12 protein-coding genes are annotated in these 16,511 nt (G+C 59.6%); 6 read left to right on the plus strand and 6 right to left on the minus strand.

The window, feature by feature from the left end:
* Nucleotides 1-40 precede the first annotated feature (40 nt).
* Entirely contained in the window at nucleotides 41-847 is an 807-nt protein-coding gene (locus tag ACR0E2_RS15965; RefSeq protein ID WP_480447082.1) for a thioesterase family protein, read from the minus strand.
* 7 nt (nucleotides 848-854) lie between these two features.
* A complete protein-coding gene (locus tag ACR0E2_RS15970; RefSeq protein WP_480447084.1) occupies nucleotides 855-1,082 on the minus strand; it encodes a hypothetical protein in 228 nt (75 codons plus the stop codon).
* 130 nt (nucleotides 1,083-1,212) lie between these two features.
* Between ACR0E2_RS15970 and ACR0E2_RS15975 the strand changes: the two genes are divergently transcribed.
* On the plus strand, nucleotides 1,213-2,148 hold the full coding sequence (locus ACR0E2_RS15975; protein ID WP_480447085.1) for a 2-hydroxyacid dehydrogenase: 936 nt from the start codon (nucleotides 1,213-1,215) through the stop codon (nucleotides 2,146-2,148).
* 15 nt (nucleotides 2,149-2,163) lie between these two features.
* On the opposite strand, the gene ACR0E2_RS15980 is transcribed toward ACR0E2_RS15975, so the two are convergent.
* Nucleotides 2,164-2,520 carry a hypothetical protein gene (locus ACR0E2_RS15980; RefSeq protein WP_171229565.1) on the minus strand — a complete coding sequence of 119 codons (357 nt, stop codon included), beginning with the start codon at nucleotides 2,518-2,520 and terminating at the stop codon, nucleotides 2,164-2,166.
* A 326-nt stretch (nucleotides 2,521-2,846) separates the two neighbouring features.
* Between ACR0E2_RS15980 and ACR0E2_RS15985 the strand changes: the two genes are divergently transcribed.
* The 4 genes from ACR0E2_RS15985 to ACR0E2_RS16000 all read left to right on the plus strand — a co-directional run bounded on the left by ACR0E2_RS15985 (nucleotide 2,847) and on the right by ACR0E2_RS16000 (nucleotide 10,257).
* Nucleotides 2,847-3,170: a hypothetical protein gene (locus ACR0E2_RS15985; protein ID WP_170344942.1), complete on the plus strand. Its 324-nt coding sequence runs from the start codon at nucleotides 2,847-2,849 to the stop codon at nucleotides 3,168-3,170.
* A 54-nt stretch (nucleotides 3,171-3,224) separates the two neighbouring features.
* Nucleotides 3,225-4,211: a type I glyceraldehyde-3-phosphate dehydrogenase gene (locus ACR0E2_RS15990; protein WP_480447086.1), complete on the plus strand. Its 987-nt coding sequence runs from the start codon at nucleotides 3,225-3,227 to the stop codon at nucleotides 4,209-4,211.
* Nucleotides 4,212-4,405: 194 nt separating this feature from the next.
* Nucleotides 4,406-6,172: an autotransporter assembly complex protein TamA gene (locus tag ACR0E2_RS15995; protein WP_480447087.1), complete on the plus strand. Its 1,767-nt coding sequence runs from the start codon at nucleotides 4,406-4,408 to the stop codon at nucleotides 6,170-6,172.
* A complete protein-coding gene (locus ACR0E2_RS16000; RefSeq protein WP_480447088.1) occupies nucleotides 6,169-10,257 on the plus strand; it encodes a translocation/assembly module TamB domain-containing protein in 4,089 nt (1,362 codons plus the stop codon). Before ACR0E2_RS15995 ends, ACR0E2_RS16000 begins: the two co-directional genes overlap by 4 nt.
* A 272-nt stretch (nucleotides 10,258-10,529) precedes the next feature.
* Here ACR0E2_RS16000 and fdhF read toward each other — a convergent pair whose 3' ends face one another.
* The 3 genes from fdhF to ACR0E2_RS16015 form a co-directional block, all read right to left on the minus strand.
* Nucleotides 10,530-13,313 (minus strand): formate dehydrogenase subunit alpha, encoded by a 2,784-nt coding sequence (gene fdhF, locus ACR0E2_RS16005; RefSeq protein WP_480447089.1) that lies wholly within the window; start codon nucleotides 13,311-13,313, stop codon nucleotides 10,530-10,532.
* A gap of 13 nt (nucleotides 13,314-13,326) precedes the next feature.
* Nucleotides 13,327-15,030: an NAD(P)H-dependent oxidoreductase subunit E gene (locus ACR0E2_RS16010; RefSeq protein WP_480447090.1), complete on the minus strand. Its 1,704-nt coding sequence runs from the start codon at nucleotides 15,028-15,030 to the stop codon at nucleotides 13,327-13,329.
* An 85-nt stretch (nucleotides 15,031-15,115) separates the two neighbouring features.
* Complete coding sequence (locus ACR0E2_RS16015) at nucleotides 15,116-15,997, minus strand: LysR family transcriptional regulator (RefSeq protein WP_152457190.1); 882 nt, start codon at nucleotides 15,995-15,997, stop codon at nucleotides 15,116-15,118.
* Between the two features lie 157 nt (nucleotides 15,998-16,154).
* Here ACR0E2_RS16015 and ACR0E2_RS16020 point away from each other — a divergent pair, with 157 nt between their 5' ends.
* A complete protein-coding gene (locus ACR0E2_RS16020; protein WP_171205608.1) occupies nucleotides 16,155-16,511 on the plus strand; it encodes a YybH family protein in 357 nt (118 codons plus the stop codon).

Below are 16,511 nucleotides of genomic sequence, written 5' to 3' on the forward strand. Positions count from 1 at the left end.
CAACGACATTTTCAATCCCGATGCGAAATCCGGCCCACCATCAGGTCGGCGGAAACAGAACCAGTGTTTGCAGCGCTGTGCCCACCGGACCTTGTGTATCAAAGAGGACGGACTGAGACATGCCGATGCCGGAAGGCTGCCAATGCGAAATCGATTTTGAGGCCAGCCAATCCGAAACCGGTTCACGGTGGATATGCACGGTCAGGTCCGTATTCATGAACCCCATTTCCGTGGTCGGCGCATTCCATGAGATACCGTTTCCACAATCCGCCAACGGACACAGGGCCTGTATGGGCGATTGATCCTCGCCCTGCAAAAGCTGCGGAGTACGCATCCAAATCGTTTTGGGTCCGGCGCCCTGTTTTCCCCCTGCGGGATAGCGAATATCGCTGTAATGGGCAAAGCCTGGCAGGTCGTGGCGAATTTCACCTATCGGAAAAGGGCCATCGACAACGTCCTCTATTTTCGGCGCATCCATTTCGACATTCGGCACCTGCCCCAGATCGCGCCGCAACAGGTGCATGGTTGTGGCCGTGGCGCACAACGTATCGTCGAGATCGTGCACCGTGACCCGCGTAGTCCCGAGCGTCTTTGTGTGGCGCGTGGTTTCTGCCGCAACGCGAAGCCCGGCCAGCGGGAGCGGCCTCAGCAAATCGACAGTCAGTCGGGTCAGCATCTTCTCGGGGCCGATTTCGGTTTCAGCGGCCCGTACGATCAAGCCGCTGACCGGCCCCGCGTGGCAATGTGCGGCAGACCAAGGCCCGCGCGCGGCATCGTTGCCAACAAACGCCCCGTCCTTGCGCTGATGAAAATAGGTCGTGTTGGTAAAGTCGAGCGCTTCGGCCATGTGATCCTCAGGTCTGTTCTTGCGCAAATCGTTTCCGTTTGTCTGTGCCCGGGCGTTCAAACACTTTCCCCGTTCCGACTTTGGGGGCGAATTTGTTTGACACGCCGGCCTTGCGATCAGTTTCGCCATCACCGCCAGGGACACATGCGTCATCCATCCGAGTGACCTCGACCCCGGTCATATCAGCAACGTCTTGCAGATGATCATGAATTTGCACGGCCAGGCTGAATGTCATGTTTTCGGAAATGTCCCTCTGAAGCACCGGGTCCGGGCTATACTTTTGCCGCAAGGATGGCTTAACTGCCCGGGCCCTGTCCACCGCAGTGACGGGACGTCACCACATCAAACATATGCAGGAGCCGCACATGGCGTTGTTGATCGAAACCGGGCTGTCCAACTGGATAAGTGATGACGAAATTGCCCGCAGTTTACAGGCGGTGTTGCCGGATGCGGATATCCGCACTGCCGAAACGCTGGGCAATCCGGATGACATAACGATGCTGGCCGTGGTTGACATGCAACGTGACCACCCGACGCGACTGCCGAACCTGAAACTGGTTCAAAAGCTGGGCGCAGGGGTCGAGACCATTGTCAGCCATCCCGGTCTGCCCGGTCATGTTCGCATCGCCCGCCTGAAGCCTGACGCCCCGGCACAGGGCATTGCCGAGTGGTTTCTGGCCTATATCCTGCGCGCTCAGCGACACATGGCGTTTCACGAAGCGGCTCAAACCCGCGCCGAGTGGTCCCCGCGCGCACCGGTTTTTACGCCGGACACCGTGGTCGGTGTTCTGGGTCTTGGCCACATCGGCGCCCGCACCGCGCGGATGCTGCACGCCGTGGGTTTTCAGGTGATGGGCTGGAGCCGTACGCCAAAAGCCATTGAAGGCGTAACTTGCATCCATGGGCAGGACGCGTTGCCCGCGCTTCTTGGCCAATGTGACCACGTTTGCGCCATCCTGCCCTCGACCCCTCAGACCGCTGGCCTGTTTGATGCCCGGATGCTGGCGGCGATGAAACCCGGCAGTCAGTTGCTGAACGCCGGGCGCGGAAATCTGATTGATGAGGACGCCCTCATCGCGGCACTGGACGCAGGGGTTCCGGGGCATGCCGTTTTGGACGTCACCTCGCGGGAACCTTTGCCACAAGACAGCCCGCTATGGCGCCACCCCGGCGTAACGATCACACCACATGTTTCAGGCTGGCATCTGGGCGACGCGTTGTCGGATGTGGCCGAAAACTTCCGACGCCTCAGTTCCGGCGCGGCCTTGCTGCATGAAGTCGATCGTGATCAGGGCTACTGAATTCCGAGCTGATGATCAGGGCGTAAGGATCCAATTGCCGTTGCCGTCATTGCAGCGGCGGGTTCGGATTTCCCTGCTCTGATCACCGCCTTCCGGCTGAATCACATGCTGAAGACCAACGCAATTTCCCTGTACCGACCGCACCCGGATCGTCCCTTTGGAACCCGTGTCGTCATTCTTCCATGACCGTTCCTGGCCCACGGAAGGCGTACCGCTGGTCAAAAGCGCGTTCGAGGCTGCGTTGACCACTTCGAAATCTGCCGGAGATAACCCCATCTCGGCTATGATTCGGGACAGGGGCTTGGCCTCGACCACAGTGCTCATCAATAAAATGCCGCATGCGGCTATAGCGGTAAAAAATGGGGCATTCATGGCGGCCTCGCAGAGCTGAAATCATTTGTGGTCAAGGTTACACCCCTAACTCGGCAGGGCCAAGCCCCTGAGGCGAACCTTCGAAACACCCCGGACAGTCCTGTCTGCGAGACTTCTGTTCGCAAGCCCGCAACGCGGGCCCTCCGGGGTGGTTCAGGCATTGGCGGCACAGGGGCTGCAACCGACATTTGCCATTGCCCACAGCTCGCCGGTAACACCTGTCCGACGGGGTGGCGTCGCAAATTTCTGACCTTGGGGCTTCACAGGCGGGCCGGAATTTGCTGAAATCCAAGTAAATTCTGATTTTGAGCACTGGAGATTGTTCCATGAAACTACGCCCTGCCCTGCTGGCCGTCGCAGCACTCGCTTCATCCGCGGCCCTTTTTGCATCCCCCATCTCGGCCAAGGAAGAAACCAAATCCGTGTTCGTCATGAGCCGCACCTGGGCGGTGACGCAGGTTTCCGATGCGCCGGTTGTCTATCGCGCCACGCGTGACAACAACAACCTCAACCCGTTCGGTCCGCCACCGCGCCTGCGCACCGTTCAGGCCATTGCCGCGATTCAGCAGGCAACTGGGTGCAAGCCGATCGTGGCCAGCATGTATCAGAACATCTCGGGCCAGTTTTTCTCGCAGGTCAGCTGCAACTGACACAGCGTCAGATCAGGCATTGAGGTCGCCCGACCGGCCTGCCATAGCTTGCGCATGAAACTCGCAATAAACGGATTCGGCCGTATTGGCCGTACGATCCTGCGGCAGGTTCTGGCCCTGCCGGAAGGGTCAGATATCGAGCTGGTGCTGATCAATGACATCGCGCCGCTGGACACCTGTGCTTACCTGTTCAAATACGACAGCACGTTTGGTCCCTACTCCGGCGATGTGTCCGCAGGGAACGCCGCGCTGATCGTGGATGGGCACTCGATTCCCATGACCCACAGCGATGATCTGTCCCGCGTTGATCTGTCGGGCGTTGACGTCATGCTGGATTGCACGGGTATCGCCCGCAGTTCGGACGTTGCACGACGCGGTTTGTCTGCGGGCGCAGGCAAAGTGCTGATCTCGGGCCCCTCCCCCGCTGCTGATGTCACCATCGTTCTGGGTGCGAACGAAGACCAGTTGGGCAGCGCCCGGATTGTGTCAAACGCATCCTGCACCACCAATGGGCTAGTGCCACTGGTCAAGGTCATAGACGAGATCGGCGGCGTCGCATCGGGGCACATGACCACCATCCACTGCTATACCAACAGCCAACCCATGGTCGACGCGCCGCGTGGCGACCTTGCCCGTTCTCGGGCTGGGGCGCTGTCGATGGTTCCAACCACATCGAGCGCGATGCACCTTATCGATGTCGTCCTTCCGCATCTGGCCGGGCGTATCTCGGGCGCGGCTGTCCGCGTTCCAACGGCAAGTGTGTCAGCCGTGGACCTCGTGGTCACATTGCAGCGTTGCATGAGCGCAGAGATCTTCGATCGAGCCCTGAAGCAGGCCGTTGCTGTATCCCCTGTGCTTGGCTGGACGGATTTGCCGCTGGTCTCGTCCGACCTGCGATCCCGCCCTGAATCGCTGGTAGTTGCCGGGCCCGAGACCCGTATGGTGGGTGAAAACCAGATCAGGGTCTTTGGTTGGTACGACAACGAATGGGGCTTCTCGGCGCGAATGCTGGACGTCGCCCGCCTTATGGCAGCCGAATAGCCGGGCGGCAACCTCAACACAATTTGGCCGAAAAAATTCTCGTCTCATGTATAATTCCTTTCCCCATCCGCTTTCAGATGCTCTAACCTGAATTCAAAGGGCCGTGCACGACACGGACAAGAGAACTGGAATTGGGACAGTTGGGGCAATTCATGCAAAGGAGCAAACGGCAATGCCGTCTGGGGCGCTGGCTGATGGCAACAGTTGTGACTTTGGCCCCAAGCACGCTGGCGGCGCTGGAAACCTCACTTTCGGCCCCCGGCGCATCGAAAGAACTGGTTGAACGCCTTAAGCAGACATCCTCGGTAACCACTGCTGAGGAACGCGGCCTCGACACCCCGCTTGAAATCCTCTCGGCAGCTTTGTCGGATTACCGTACGATCGTGCAAATCCTGTACGACGAAGGGTATTTCAGCCCGGTCGTCAGCATCAAGCTTGATGGACAGGAGGCGGCCGAGTTGAGTTCTCTCACGGTGCCTTCACAAATAAACCGTGCTGCGATTACCGTTGAAACCGGGCCAAGCTTCAAATTCGGCACCGCCACTGTTCAGCCCCTGGCCCCTGAAACCGAACTGCCCGAGGATTTTGCCCCCGGGAAACTGGCGACGACCGGTGCCATTCAACAGGCCTCCTCGGCCGGTGTTCAGGGTTGGAGGGACGCGGGTCACGCAAAAGCCGGAATTGCGGGTCAGACAATCATCGCGCGCCACGCCCAAGCCCGTCTGGATGCCCAGATCGACCTTAATCCCGGGCGCAGGCTGACATTTGGCAAGATGTTCATCAAGGGCAATTCAGATGTGCGCCACAGATCCATCGAAAAGATCGCCGGGTTTCCAAGCGGAGAGGTCTATTCCCCTGAGAAAATCCAGAAGGTGGGAACACGGTTGCGCCGGACCGGCACGTTCAACGTGGTCTCGTTGCAGGAACGAGAGACCCCAAACCCCGATGGCACACTGGATTTCGACGCCACGTTCGAAGACCTGCCCAAACGTCGGTTGACCTTTGGTGTCGAACTGGCCTCTCGCGATGGTGTGGATGTGACCGCGACGTGGACCCATCGCAATATGTTCAGGCGCGCAGAACGTCTGCGCTTCGAAGTGGCGGTTCGAAATATTGGCGGTGCAGAGGATATTGATGGCCGGATCGGATTGCGTCTGGATCAACCTGACCGGCTTGGCCCTGATGACAACACCTTCTGGAGCGCCCTGCTGGAACGCCGCAACACGGAAAACTATAACGTAACGGTGGCTTCGCTGGCCTATGGTGCGCGCCGCACATTTTCCGACAACTTGTATGCCGAGGCATCCGCCGGGTTTCAGCTGTCAGACGCCGACGACGCATATGGCACTGGTCGCAAGTTCAGGTATTTCATCCTGCCCTTCCGATCTGAATGGGACCAACGCGACAGCAAAGTCAGCGCCACACGCGGATTCTATCTGGACTCGCAAGTCATGCCCTTTGTCGGAATATCCGGTACGGATACAGGCCTCCGCCTTTTCTTTGATGGGCGGGCCTATACAAGCCTGGGGACAGGGGGGCGGATCGTTTTGGCCGGTCGCGCGCAGCTGGGATCCGTGATTGGCCCACCTGCCGATGGCGTCACGCCTGACTTTCTGTTCTTCTCGGGCGGCGCAGGAACCGTTCGCGGGCAACCCTATGAAAGCCTTGGCATTCCGGTCGGGACCGGCATCGCGGGCGGCAAGTCATTCATTGGCTTGTCCGGCGAGATCCGTGGCAAGGTTACTGACAGCCTGTCGCTGGTCGGGTTTTATGACTACGGTGTCGTCGATACATCTTCCTTTGTCGGCAGCGGCGCGCAAGAAGATCACTCGGGCGCCGGTATTGGCGTAAGATATGATCTGGGCGGGTTTGGCCCCTTGCGTCTTGATCTGGCCTATCCTGTCAGCGGTCCCACCGGGGACGGGCTACAGTTCTATATCGGGATAGGACAGGCATTTTGAGACGGTACCTTTCATACCCTCTGCTGATCGGCGCGCTGGCAATCGTGCCTGTGGCCGGACATTCGCAGGAGGACGAAGGCGGCAGTATGATCGAGCGGTTCCTGCAGGATACCCTGTCGGGCGACGATCAGAACGTCACCGTCAAAGGTCTGCAAGGTGCACTGAGTTCACGTGCCACGATTGCCGAGATCACCGTTGCCGATGACGAAGGGGTCTGGCTGACCATAAAGGACGCCGAACTTGACTGGAACCGGCTGGCTTTGATCCGTGGGCGGTTCTCGGTCAATGCCCTGACGGCGCAAGAGATCGACGTTGCCCGCGCGCCTGGCACCACCACCAAAGACACGCCGCCGCCAACCGCAGAGGCAAAAGGCTTCCAACTGCCTGAACTGCCTGTTGCCATCGAAATCGGTGAAATTCGCATCGACGAGCTGGCTTTGGGCGAGCCCCTGATCGGAGTGGCCGCAGAACTGGCGGTTAGTGGCAACCTGTCACTGGCCGACGGGACGCTGGACACCAACCTTGATATCACCCGGCTGGACCGGGCAGGTGATGAAATCAAATTGACAGCGGGCTTTCAGAATTCAAACAGCCAGATCGATCTTGACCTTCAGGTGACAGAGGCAGCCGGCGGCCTGATCTCGACCGCTCTTAAAATGCCCAACACCCCGCCTATCGCGCTGACAGCGGAAGGATCCGGACCCGTGACCGATTTTACGGCCGATATCGGCCTCAGCAGCGATGGTCAGCCTCGGGTGACAGGGCAGGTTCGGTTACGCTCGGCCCCGACTGCCGCGGCCAGCGCAGAAGAGGGCATTGCGTTTACTGCCGATCTCGGTGGTGATTTGACACCTTTTGTCGCCGAAGAAATGGATACGTTTTTCGGCGCCAAAACACAGCTTTATGTGGATGGGCGAACCCAACCTGAAGGTGCGCTGGAAATTGACGAGCTTGAGTTTTCGTCACAAGCACTGAACCTGAAAGGCCAGTTACAGTTGGCGGCAGGTGGGCGATTGCAACTCGCGGCCCTGCAAGGACGCATAACGCCACCGGAGGGTGAAAGGGTAACTCTTCCAGCCTCGGGCGGTGACACGTCTGTTGGAGCAGCACAGATTTCGGCGCTGTACGACGAAAAAAACGGCAATCATTGGGACTTGAGTCTGACAGCAGATGCCGTGCAGGCCGAGCAGGTTGAATTGGAGCGCGCGCAAATTACTGCTCACGGGACCCTGGAACAGGGCGCAGTGCTAAAAATCAATGGCAACCTGCAGGCCGCGTTGGACGGTATTAGTCTGGCGGACGAGGCCCTGAGTGCAGCAATAGGCGACCTCGTCACACTGGATGGCACTTTCGAATATGGCGGTGACCAATCCCTGAACCTGACCGGTCTCGAACTGGTTGGTGCGGATTACGAATTGGGCGTCGACGCATTGGTCAGCGGCCTGTCCACCGGTCTGGCCGTCGACGGCACCGCTACTTTGGAAGCCACGGATCTGTCTCGGTTTTCAGAACTGGCCCAACTGGAGCTGGGAGGCCAGGTCTCGGCCCGTCTAAACGGTCAAGGCTCACCACTGGAAGGCAGTTTCGACGGCACACTGGAGGTCGAAGGAACAGACCTCTCGACCGGGCGTGATGACATCGATCCGGTGATAAAGGGCAATACAACAATAACGCTCGACGCCAGGCGCGGCGCAGATGGCGTAACCATCCGAGATTTCACCCTGATCGGTGATACCTTGCGCGCCCAGGCCGACGGCACGGTAACGACCCCTGATGGCAACGTGACGATTGATGGTCAGGCGACGGTCAATTCCCGGGACCTGTCCGTGTTTTCCGGCCTTGCCAAACGCGAACTCGGAGGTGCAGTGCAAGCGAAACTGAACGGAAAAGGAACTGTTCAGACGCTGGAGTTTGACGGCACGGCCAGCGTATCGGGCCGGGATATCAAAACCGGTCTGGCCGAGATCGACCCGCTTTTGGTCGGTCGCAACGAGATCACGTTCGACGGTGCGCTGAGTCAGGAACAGATTGTGATCCGCGACGCATCGGTGAACGGTTCAGCCCTGACCGCCAAGGCCTCTGTTACCATAGACGATCCAAGGAAAGCCCTTGCCATTGACGGGCAGGTCAATGTGAACATCCCGGACCTGTCACCGTTTTCCAGCCTTGCAAAACGCGATCTGGCAGGGGCGATCCGAGCGGATGTTGCCGGCAAGGGCGCAGTCGGCAGCAAAGCGTTCGACGTAAAAGGCAATTTGGCGGCGGACGATATCCAAACCGGGATCGACGCCGTTGACGACCTGATCCAGGGGCGAACGAACCTGACCGTGGACGCGATGAACAACGATGAAGGCCTGGATATCCGTACGTTCCAACTGATTGGAACCGCCCTTTCGGCGAATGCATCGGGCAAGCTGAACCGAGACGCCGGCGGTTTGGACTTTTCCGCCAAACTGGATGACCTTGCCCGTCTGTCGCAAACTTTGTCCGGACCGCTGAACCTGAGCGGGAACGTCGCTCCGACCGGCTCTGGACTGGAAGGCACTGCTCGCCTGGACGGGCCTGACAGCTCTTACGCCAGCCTTCAAGGAACGGTCGGCCAGAATGGCTCGGCTGATGTGGATTTTGACGCCAAACTGAACCGGATCGAGCGGTTCGTTCCCGAATTTCCCGGCACTGTGGCAGCAAAGGGAACGGCCAAACTCGATAACGGTGTCTGGACGATTGACGCCAAGGCGCAAGGGCCTGCCGACATAGACACCACGTTGGCCGGCACTTTTGATGAAACCAGCAGTCAGGCGGATCTGAAGGCACAGGGCGGCATCAACCTTGGGATCGCGAATGTCTTCATCACACCCAACAAGATCGACGGGTCGGCGCGCTTCGATCTGGCACTCAAAGGTGCTCCGGCGCTGGCGTCGCTGAGCGGTTCAGTCACCACTTCGGGCACATCCCTTGCAATTCCGGGTGCTGGTCAGACCATTACCGGGATCAGTGGTCAGGTGGATCTGGCGCAAAGTCGCGCAAACATTACACTGAATGGCGGAGTTCGGGCGGGCGGCAACTTTACCGTCAACGGGCCTGTTGACCTGACCCCTCCGTTCAACGCCCAGATTACCACCACCCTGAACAACCTAGTGCTGACAGACCGGTTGCTGTATGAAACCACCCTGAACGGTCAGATTGCCATGACCGGGGCGTTGGCCGGAAACAGTTCGTTGGCCGGTCAGATCACGTTTGACGAAACCAACATCAACCTTGCCGCCGCGTCCGGCGCGGTAGGCGCGGCACCTATCCCGGACATCCAGCACATCAACGAAAGTCGCGCCGGTTTCGTCACGCGAGAGCGGGCCGGATTGGTCGTGACCGAAGGATCGGAGAAAAGCGCATCCCGTATTGCGCTGGATATCAGCCTGCTTGCACCCAAGGCGGTTTTCGTCAGAGGGCGTGGTGTGAACGCAGAACTGGGGGGTCGAATTTTCATCGGCGGCACCACTGCCTCTGTCGTTCCGTCCGGTCAGATCGAACTGATCCGAGGGAATTTCGACATTCTGGGCCGCAGATTGGCACTGACCAAGGGGATCGTCACGTTGCAGGGCGATCTGACCCCGTATATCGAGTTCGAATCTTCAGCCAGTACGTCTGACGGCACCGCGACGATCGAAATTGCCGGCCCGCTGGATTCACCTGAGGTCAATGTGTTTTCCGACCCCGAACGTCCGGCCGAAGAAGCGCTGGCAATGTTGCTGTTCGGGAACCGGTTTTCAGAAATCTCGCCTTTCCTGATCGCGCAAATGGCAGCATCACTGGCGCAGCTTAGCGGTGCAGGAGGGGATGCAACCAAAGGTCTCCGCGACTCCACCGGAGTCGACACAGTCGACATCGGAGCTTCGGAAAGCGGCGCGGGCCGTTTGGGCGCGGGCGCGTACCTGGGTGAAAACCTCTATACGGACTTCACCGTGAACACCGAAGGTGACACCGAAGTGAACCTGAACCTCGATGTCACGGACAATTTCACGGTGCGCGGTACGGTCGATGGCCGAGGAGAGACGGGCGTGGGTGTGTTCTTCGAACGTGACTACTGACCAACTGTCAAAAAAGAAACCGAGTTGAGCCATCCGTTCATGTCGCCCAAGCAGGTGACGGGTGTTCAAATTGCTTTGTCGACGCCAGATTCCGATTTCTTTGGTGGTCGCGATGCAATCGCCAGCGCGGGAAATTGCGTGGTGCCGCGACCAAATGAAAACCCAGCGAATTGCCGGGGCAAGTCAGATGGGGCAATCGTTTGAACGACAGCGCGGCAAAGAAAAAAGCGGCCCCCTTCCAGAGGCCGCCTTTGTTCAGTCTGGCCGCGATCTTATTCCGCTGCCATCGCATCCTCGATCTTTTCGACACGAATGGCCGAGAATTTGAACTCGGGTATCTTGCCGTAGGGGTCGATGGCCGAGTTCGTCAGGATGTTCGCCGCCGCTTCGACATAGGCAAACGGGATGAACACCATGTCTTCGGCAATGGCCCGGTCGGCGCGCACCATGATTTCAATCGAACCACGACGCGTGGTCAGGCGGATCATTTCGCCCGGATCAATCCCCATCAGCTTCAGCGTGCGCGGGTTCATCGAGCAATTGGCCTCTGGCTCGACCGCGTCAAGAACCTTTGCCCGGCGGGTCATTGAACCGGTATGCCAATGTTCCAGCTGACGGCCGGTGGTGGCAATCATCGGGTATTCATCATCGGGCGCCTCATCAGGCGGGATGACATTGGCCGGAGTGAACCTTGCTTTGCCACCCGCGCGGGGGAAACCATCGCCGAACACAATAGACTGGCCGGGATCGGTTTCGCTGAGCGACGGATAGGTGATCGTCTCGTTTTCCAGCCGTTCCCACGTGATATTGTCAAGCGACTCCATGGTCAGTTTCATCTCGGCAAAGACCTCGGACACATCGGAGTAGTCCCAGTTCAGCCCGATGCGCTGCGCCAGTTCGACCGTGATCTTCCAATCCTCGCGCGCCTCACCCGGAGGCGCCACGGCCGGACGGACACGTTGCACCTGACGGTTGGTGTTCGAAACCGTGCCGTTCTTTTCATACAGCGCCGAGGCCGGCAGAATGATGTCGGCATAGTTCGCGGTTTCGGTCAGGAAGATGTCCTGCACGATCATCAGGTCCAGCTTGGCCAGGGCCTCACGTGCGTGGCCAACATCCGGGTCGGACATAGCCGGGTTTTCGCCCTGAATGTACATGCCCTTGATGTTGCCCGCATAGGCTTGGTCAATGATCTCGGTGACGGTCAGACCCTTCTCGTTCGAGAAATCATCCGATTTCCAGATATTGGTGAACTGCGCGCGAATGCCGTCATCCGTCACCGTCTTGTAGTCCGGCAGGAACATCGGGATCAGGCCGGCGTCTGATGCACCCTGCACGTTGTTCTGGCCCCGCAGAGGGTGCAGACCCGCGCCGGGTTTGCCGACATTCCCGGTCATCAATGCCAGCGAGATCAGGCAGCGCGAATTGTCGGTGCCGTGGATATGCTGGCTGACGCCCATGCCCCAAAAGATCAGACCCGCCTTGGCATTGGCAAAGGTGCGCGCAACGCGACGCAGCTGATCCGGTTCGATGCCGCAGATCGGCGCCATCGCCTCGGGCGTGAACTGGCGCAGGTGCTCTTTCTCGGCCTCCCAGTTCTCGGTCCAGCGGTGGATGTACTGGCTGTCATACAGTTCTTCCTCGACGATCACGTTCATGATCGCGTTCAGCATCGAGACATCGGCACCTGGCCGGAATTGCAGCATTTCGTCTGCAAATTTGCGCATGCCGACGCCGCGCGGGTCCATCACGATCAGCTTGCCGCCGCGCTTGGCGAACTGCTTGAAATAGGTCGCCGCGACGGGGTGGTTCTCGATCGGGTTGGCGCCGATGATGATCGCCACATCAGCGTTCTCGATCTCGTTGAAGGTCGCCGTCACCGCGCCCGAGCCCACGTTCTCGATCAGAGCGGCCACAGACGACGCATGGCACAGACGGGTGCAGTGGTCGACATTGTTGTGTTTGAAACCCTGACGGATGAACTTCTGGAACAGATAGGCCTCTTCGTTGGTGCATTTGGCCGAGCCAAAGCCCGCAACGCTGCGCGGGTCTTGGTCGCGCAGGGCCATCAGTCTGGTGGCCGCCAGATCCATCGCTTCTTCCCAGGTCGCTTCGCGGAAATGGGTCGACAGGTTGCCGGGATCAACGTTCAGACCTTTTGCCGGTGCATCCTCGCGCCGGATCAGCGGTTTGGTCAGGCGATGCGGGTGGTGGATATAGTCGAACCCGAACCGGCCCTTGACGCACAGACGGCCTTCGTTGGCGGGGCCGTTGATGCCCTCGACATATTTGACCTTGCCGTCCTTGACCTTGAGGCTGACCTTGCAGCCCACCCCGCAGAAGGGGCAGACGCTTTCGGTTTCGGAATCGTAATCCTTGCTGTCGCCGTGCTGCTGGTCGTCCAGCACGGTGGCGGGCATCAGAGCGCCGGTCGGGCAGGCCTGAACACATTCACCGCAGGCCACGCAGGTCGACTCGCCCATTGGGTCGTTCTGGTCGAACACCACCTGCGCGGTATGCCCGCGCCCGGCCATGCCGATCACGTCATTGACCTGCACGTCGCGGCAGGCGCGGACGCAGAGGTTGCAGTTGATGCAGGCATCCAGATTGACCCGCATCGCCACATGGCTGTCATCCAGCAACGGGATTTTCTCGGGCTCTTTCGCCGGAAAGCGGCTGTCGCTGACATCGTTCAGCTTGGCCATATCCCAGAAGTGGCTCGATTTGTCGTGCGCTTCCGCGGGCTGGTCGGCCACCAGCAGCTCCATGACCATGGCGCGCGATTTCTCGGCGCGGTCGGTGTCGGTTTTCACCACTATCCCGTCAGCCGCCGGACGGATGCACGAGGCGACCAGCGTACGCTCGCCCTCGACCTCGACCATGCAGGCGCGGCAGTTGCCATCGGGTTTGTAGCCCGGCGCCGGTTTGTGACACAGATGCGGGATCACCAGTCCACGGCCATTGGCCGCTTCCCAGATGGTGGTGCCTTCGGGCACGGTGACGTCATCGCCGTTCAGGTTGAAGGTGACGGTCTTGTTTGGGCTTGCATCAAGCATGGCTCTGTCTCCCTCAGATTTCTTCAGCGAAGTGTTTCATGACCAGACGGATCGGGTTCGGGGCCGCCTGCCCCAGACCGCAGATCGAGGCGTCGCCCATCACCTGGCACAGATCTTCCAGCAGATCGGCGTCCCACTTCTCGGCCTGCATCAGATTCACCGCCTTTTCGCAGCCCGCCCGGCAGGGGGTGCACTGGCCACAGCTTTCGTCCTCGAAGAACCGCAGCATGTTCAGCGCCGCATCGCGGGCCGTGTCCTGATCGGACAGAACCACAACCGCAGCAGACCCGATGAAGGTGCCCAGCGGCTGTAGTGTGTCAAAATCGAGCGGGACGTCGTCAATGCTGGAGGGGAGAAGACCTGACGACGGCCCGCCCGGTTGATACGCCTTGAACACATGACCTTCGGCCATGCCCCCGGCGGCATCAATCACGTCAAGAATGGTCGACCCTGCCGGCAGCAGGTAGACGCCGGGTTTCGCCACCCGGCCCGAGACCGAATAGCTGCGCAGCCCCTTGCGGCCATTCTTTTCAACCGAATTGAGGATCTCCGGACCTTCCCGGCAGATTTTGGACACCCAGTAGAGCGTTTCCACGTTGTGCACCAGCGTCGGGCGGCCGAATACGCCGACCTGCGCCACGAAGGGCGGGCGGTGACGCGGCAGGCCCTTTTTGCCCTCGATCGACTCGATCATCGCGGATTCTTCTCCGCAGATGTAAGCGCCCGCGCCGCGGCGCAGGTCGATATAGCCTTTCTCGACGATCCCGGCCTGTTCCAAAGCCGCGATCTCGCGCCGCAGGATTTCCAGAACGCCTGGATATTCGTCGCGCATGTAGATGAAGCAGGTCTTGGCCTGAACCGCCCAGGCAGCGATCAGCATACCTTCGAGGAAAACATGCGGCGTGCGTTCCAGATAGTAGCGATCCTTGAAGGTGCCCGGCTCGCCCTCGTCCCCGTTCACGGCCAGGTAACGCTGGCCGTCGTTCATGCGGACAAAGCCCCATTTCTTGCCCGACGGGAAACCTGCGCCGCCCAAACCGCGCAGGCCCGAGGCCAGAACCTGTTCCTGAACCGCTTCCCAGTCGCCGCCTTCGCGCAGTTCCTTCAGTTTGGCGTAACCGCCGTTCTCGACATAGGTCGCGAAGGTTTCATAGGCGGGCAGATGGGCGTGGGTGTCCCCGGCGGCAATGGCGGCCTGCACCTTTTCAGGGGTCGCATGGTCGATGTGGTTGTGCCCGATTTCCAGCACCGGCGCCGTGTCGCAGCGCCCCATGCAGGGCGCGCGCAGAACGCGCACTTCGGACGGGTCCAGCCCATCCTCCAACGCTTTTTTCAACTGCTGGGCGCCAGCCATTTCGCAGGACAGGGAATCACAGACGCGAATGGTCAGCGCGGGGGGCGGCGTTTCACCTTCTTTCACCACGTCGAAATGGGCATAGAAAGTCGCGGTCTCGTAAATTTCGGCCTGGCCGATCCGCATCTCGACGGCCAGCGCGGCGATGTGGTCGGCGCTGATATGGCCGTGCGTGTCCTGAATCAGGTGCAGAAACTCGATCAGCAGGTCGCGGCGGCGTGGGCGGTCGCCCAGCAGGCGCGCAATTTCGGCCTGTGCTTCATCCGTAAACTGTCGGCCCTTGGGCGTGTGCCGCCCTTTGCCTTTACCTGACTTCCAGACGCCCTTGGGTGCGCCTGATGGCTTGGTGTCTAATGGTGCCATGATGCCCTCCGATTCAGGCCCCGTGTCTCATCAGGCAAGCATATCGTCAAATCGCTTTTTGCAATCGCACGATAACGACATCTTATCACCGTAAAGACGTCACCACGGCGCGCAGTGCCTGCACCGTTGGCAGTTCAGGGTCTCGGCTGAGGGTGGCCAGACAAATGGGTTTGCTGACAATCGGATCGACCAGCGGCAGCACCTTTGTCCCCTGCAACTCGCCCAAGGCCCGAATAAGGACACGTGGCACAACCGTAGCAGCCAGCCCCTCGCGCGCCATCACCATCGACGCGGTAAACCCGCTGGTTTCGGCGACCACGTCCGGGTGCAGCCCCTGTTCGGCAAAGATACGATCCAGAATACGCCGGTTTTGCATCTGCGGCTCGAGCAGGCTCAGCGGAAATTCAGCCACGCGCGCCCAAGGCAAGGGGCCGGTTTCGTCCGTCATGTGTGACGGAACCAACAGAACATAGGTTTCCTCGTACAAAGGTTGCACCTGTCGCAGATCAGTCCCGATGCTGTCGCCATATGTTATCCCGGCGTCCAGACTTCCTTCGTCCAGCCGGTGTTGAATGGCGGTGGCAGACATGGTTTCGATGCGGGTAACGATGCGAGGATGGGCTTGCCGAAAGCGTTTGGTAAGACGCCCAGTAAAGGCGATGGCCGTCGGTATCACGCCAAGGATCAGCGTGCCGGTGATCTCGCCCCTGGTGGCCAGCACCTGCTGTTCCAGTGCTTTGGTGTCATCGAGAATACGCCGCGCCCGTTGGACGATCATCTCGCCCTCTTCGGTCAGGCCCTGAAACCGGTTGGCGCGGCGGACGATGGACACGCCCAGCCGATCCTCGAGGTTGCGGATGCGCATGGAAAAGGCGGGCTGCGAAATCCCACACTCTTCGGCGGCCTTGGCGAAATGGCGGTGCCGCGCCAACGCGCTGAGCAGTTGCAGGTCGCGGATTTCGATCATGATTCAAATTTCCAACATCAGGCCAAAGACCACTCTAACTGCATTACCGCACAGAGAAAGCACCGTCTTTCAGCGCGGGCGCGTCGGAAACTGGTGCTTTGTCGTATAAGATTGCCCACCATTAATGGGGGCTGGGAACAAGAAGGCGAGGTACCGCATGACCGCTGTAGACGTATTTCAAAAACTGTTTGACGCGTATGTTGGATGCTACCGATCCCGAAACGCAGCTGGGTGCGCATCGTTTTTCGCCAAAGACGCAGAGCTATACTCACCTTTTGGTCCCGCAGCCAAAGGACGAACGGCCATTGAAACAATACACGCGGAATGGCTGGAGGAAGGTGGCGAGGACAAAGTCATCGAAGTCGTGCAGGCTGGCATAGACGGCCAAATCGGCTGGTGCCTTGCGACTTTCCGCGAAGGAACGACAGATGACGGCACATCTCTCAACGTTTTGTACAGACAGCCGGACGGCGGGTGGCTGATTCGACAATGCAGCTTGAACGAAACGCCCTGA

This window comes from Ruegeria sp. A4 (assembly GCF_056543025.1).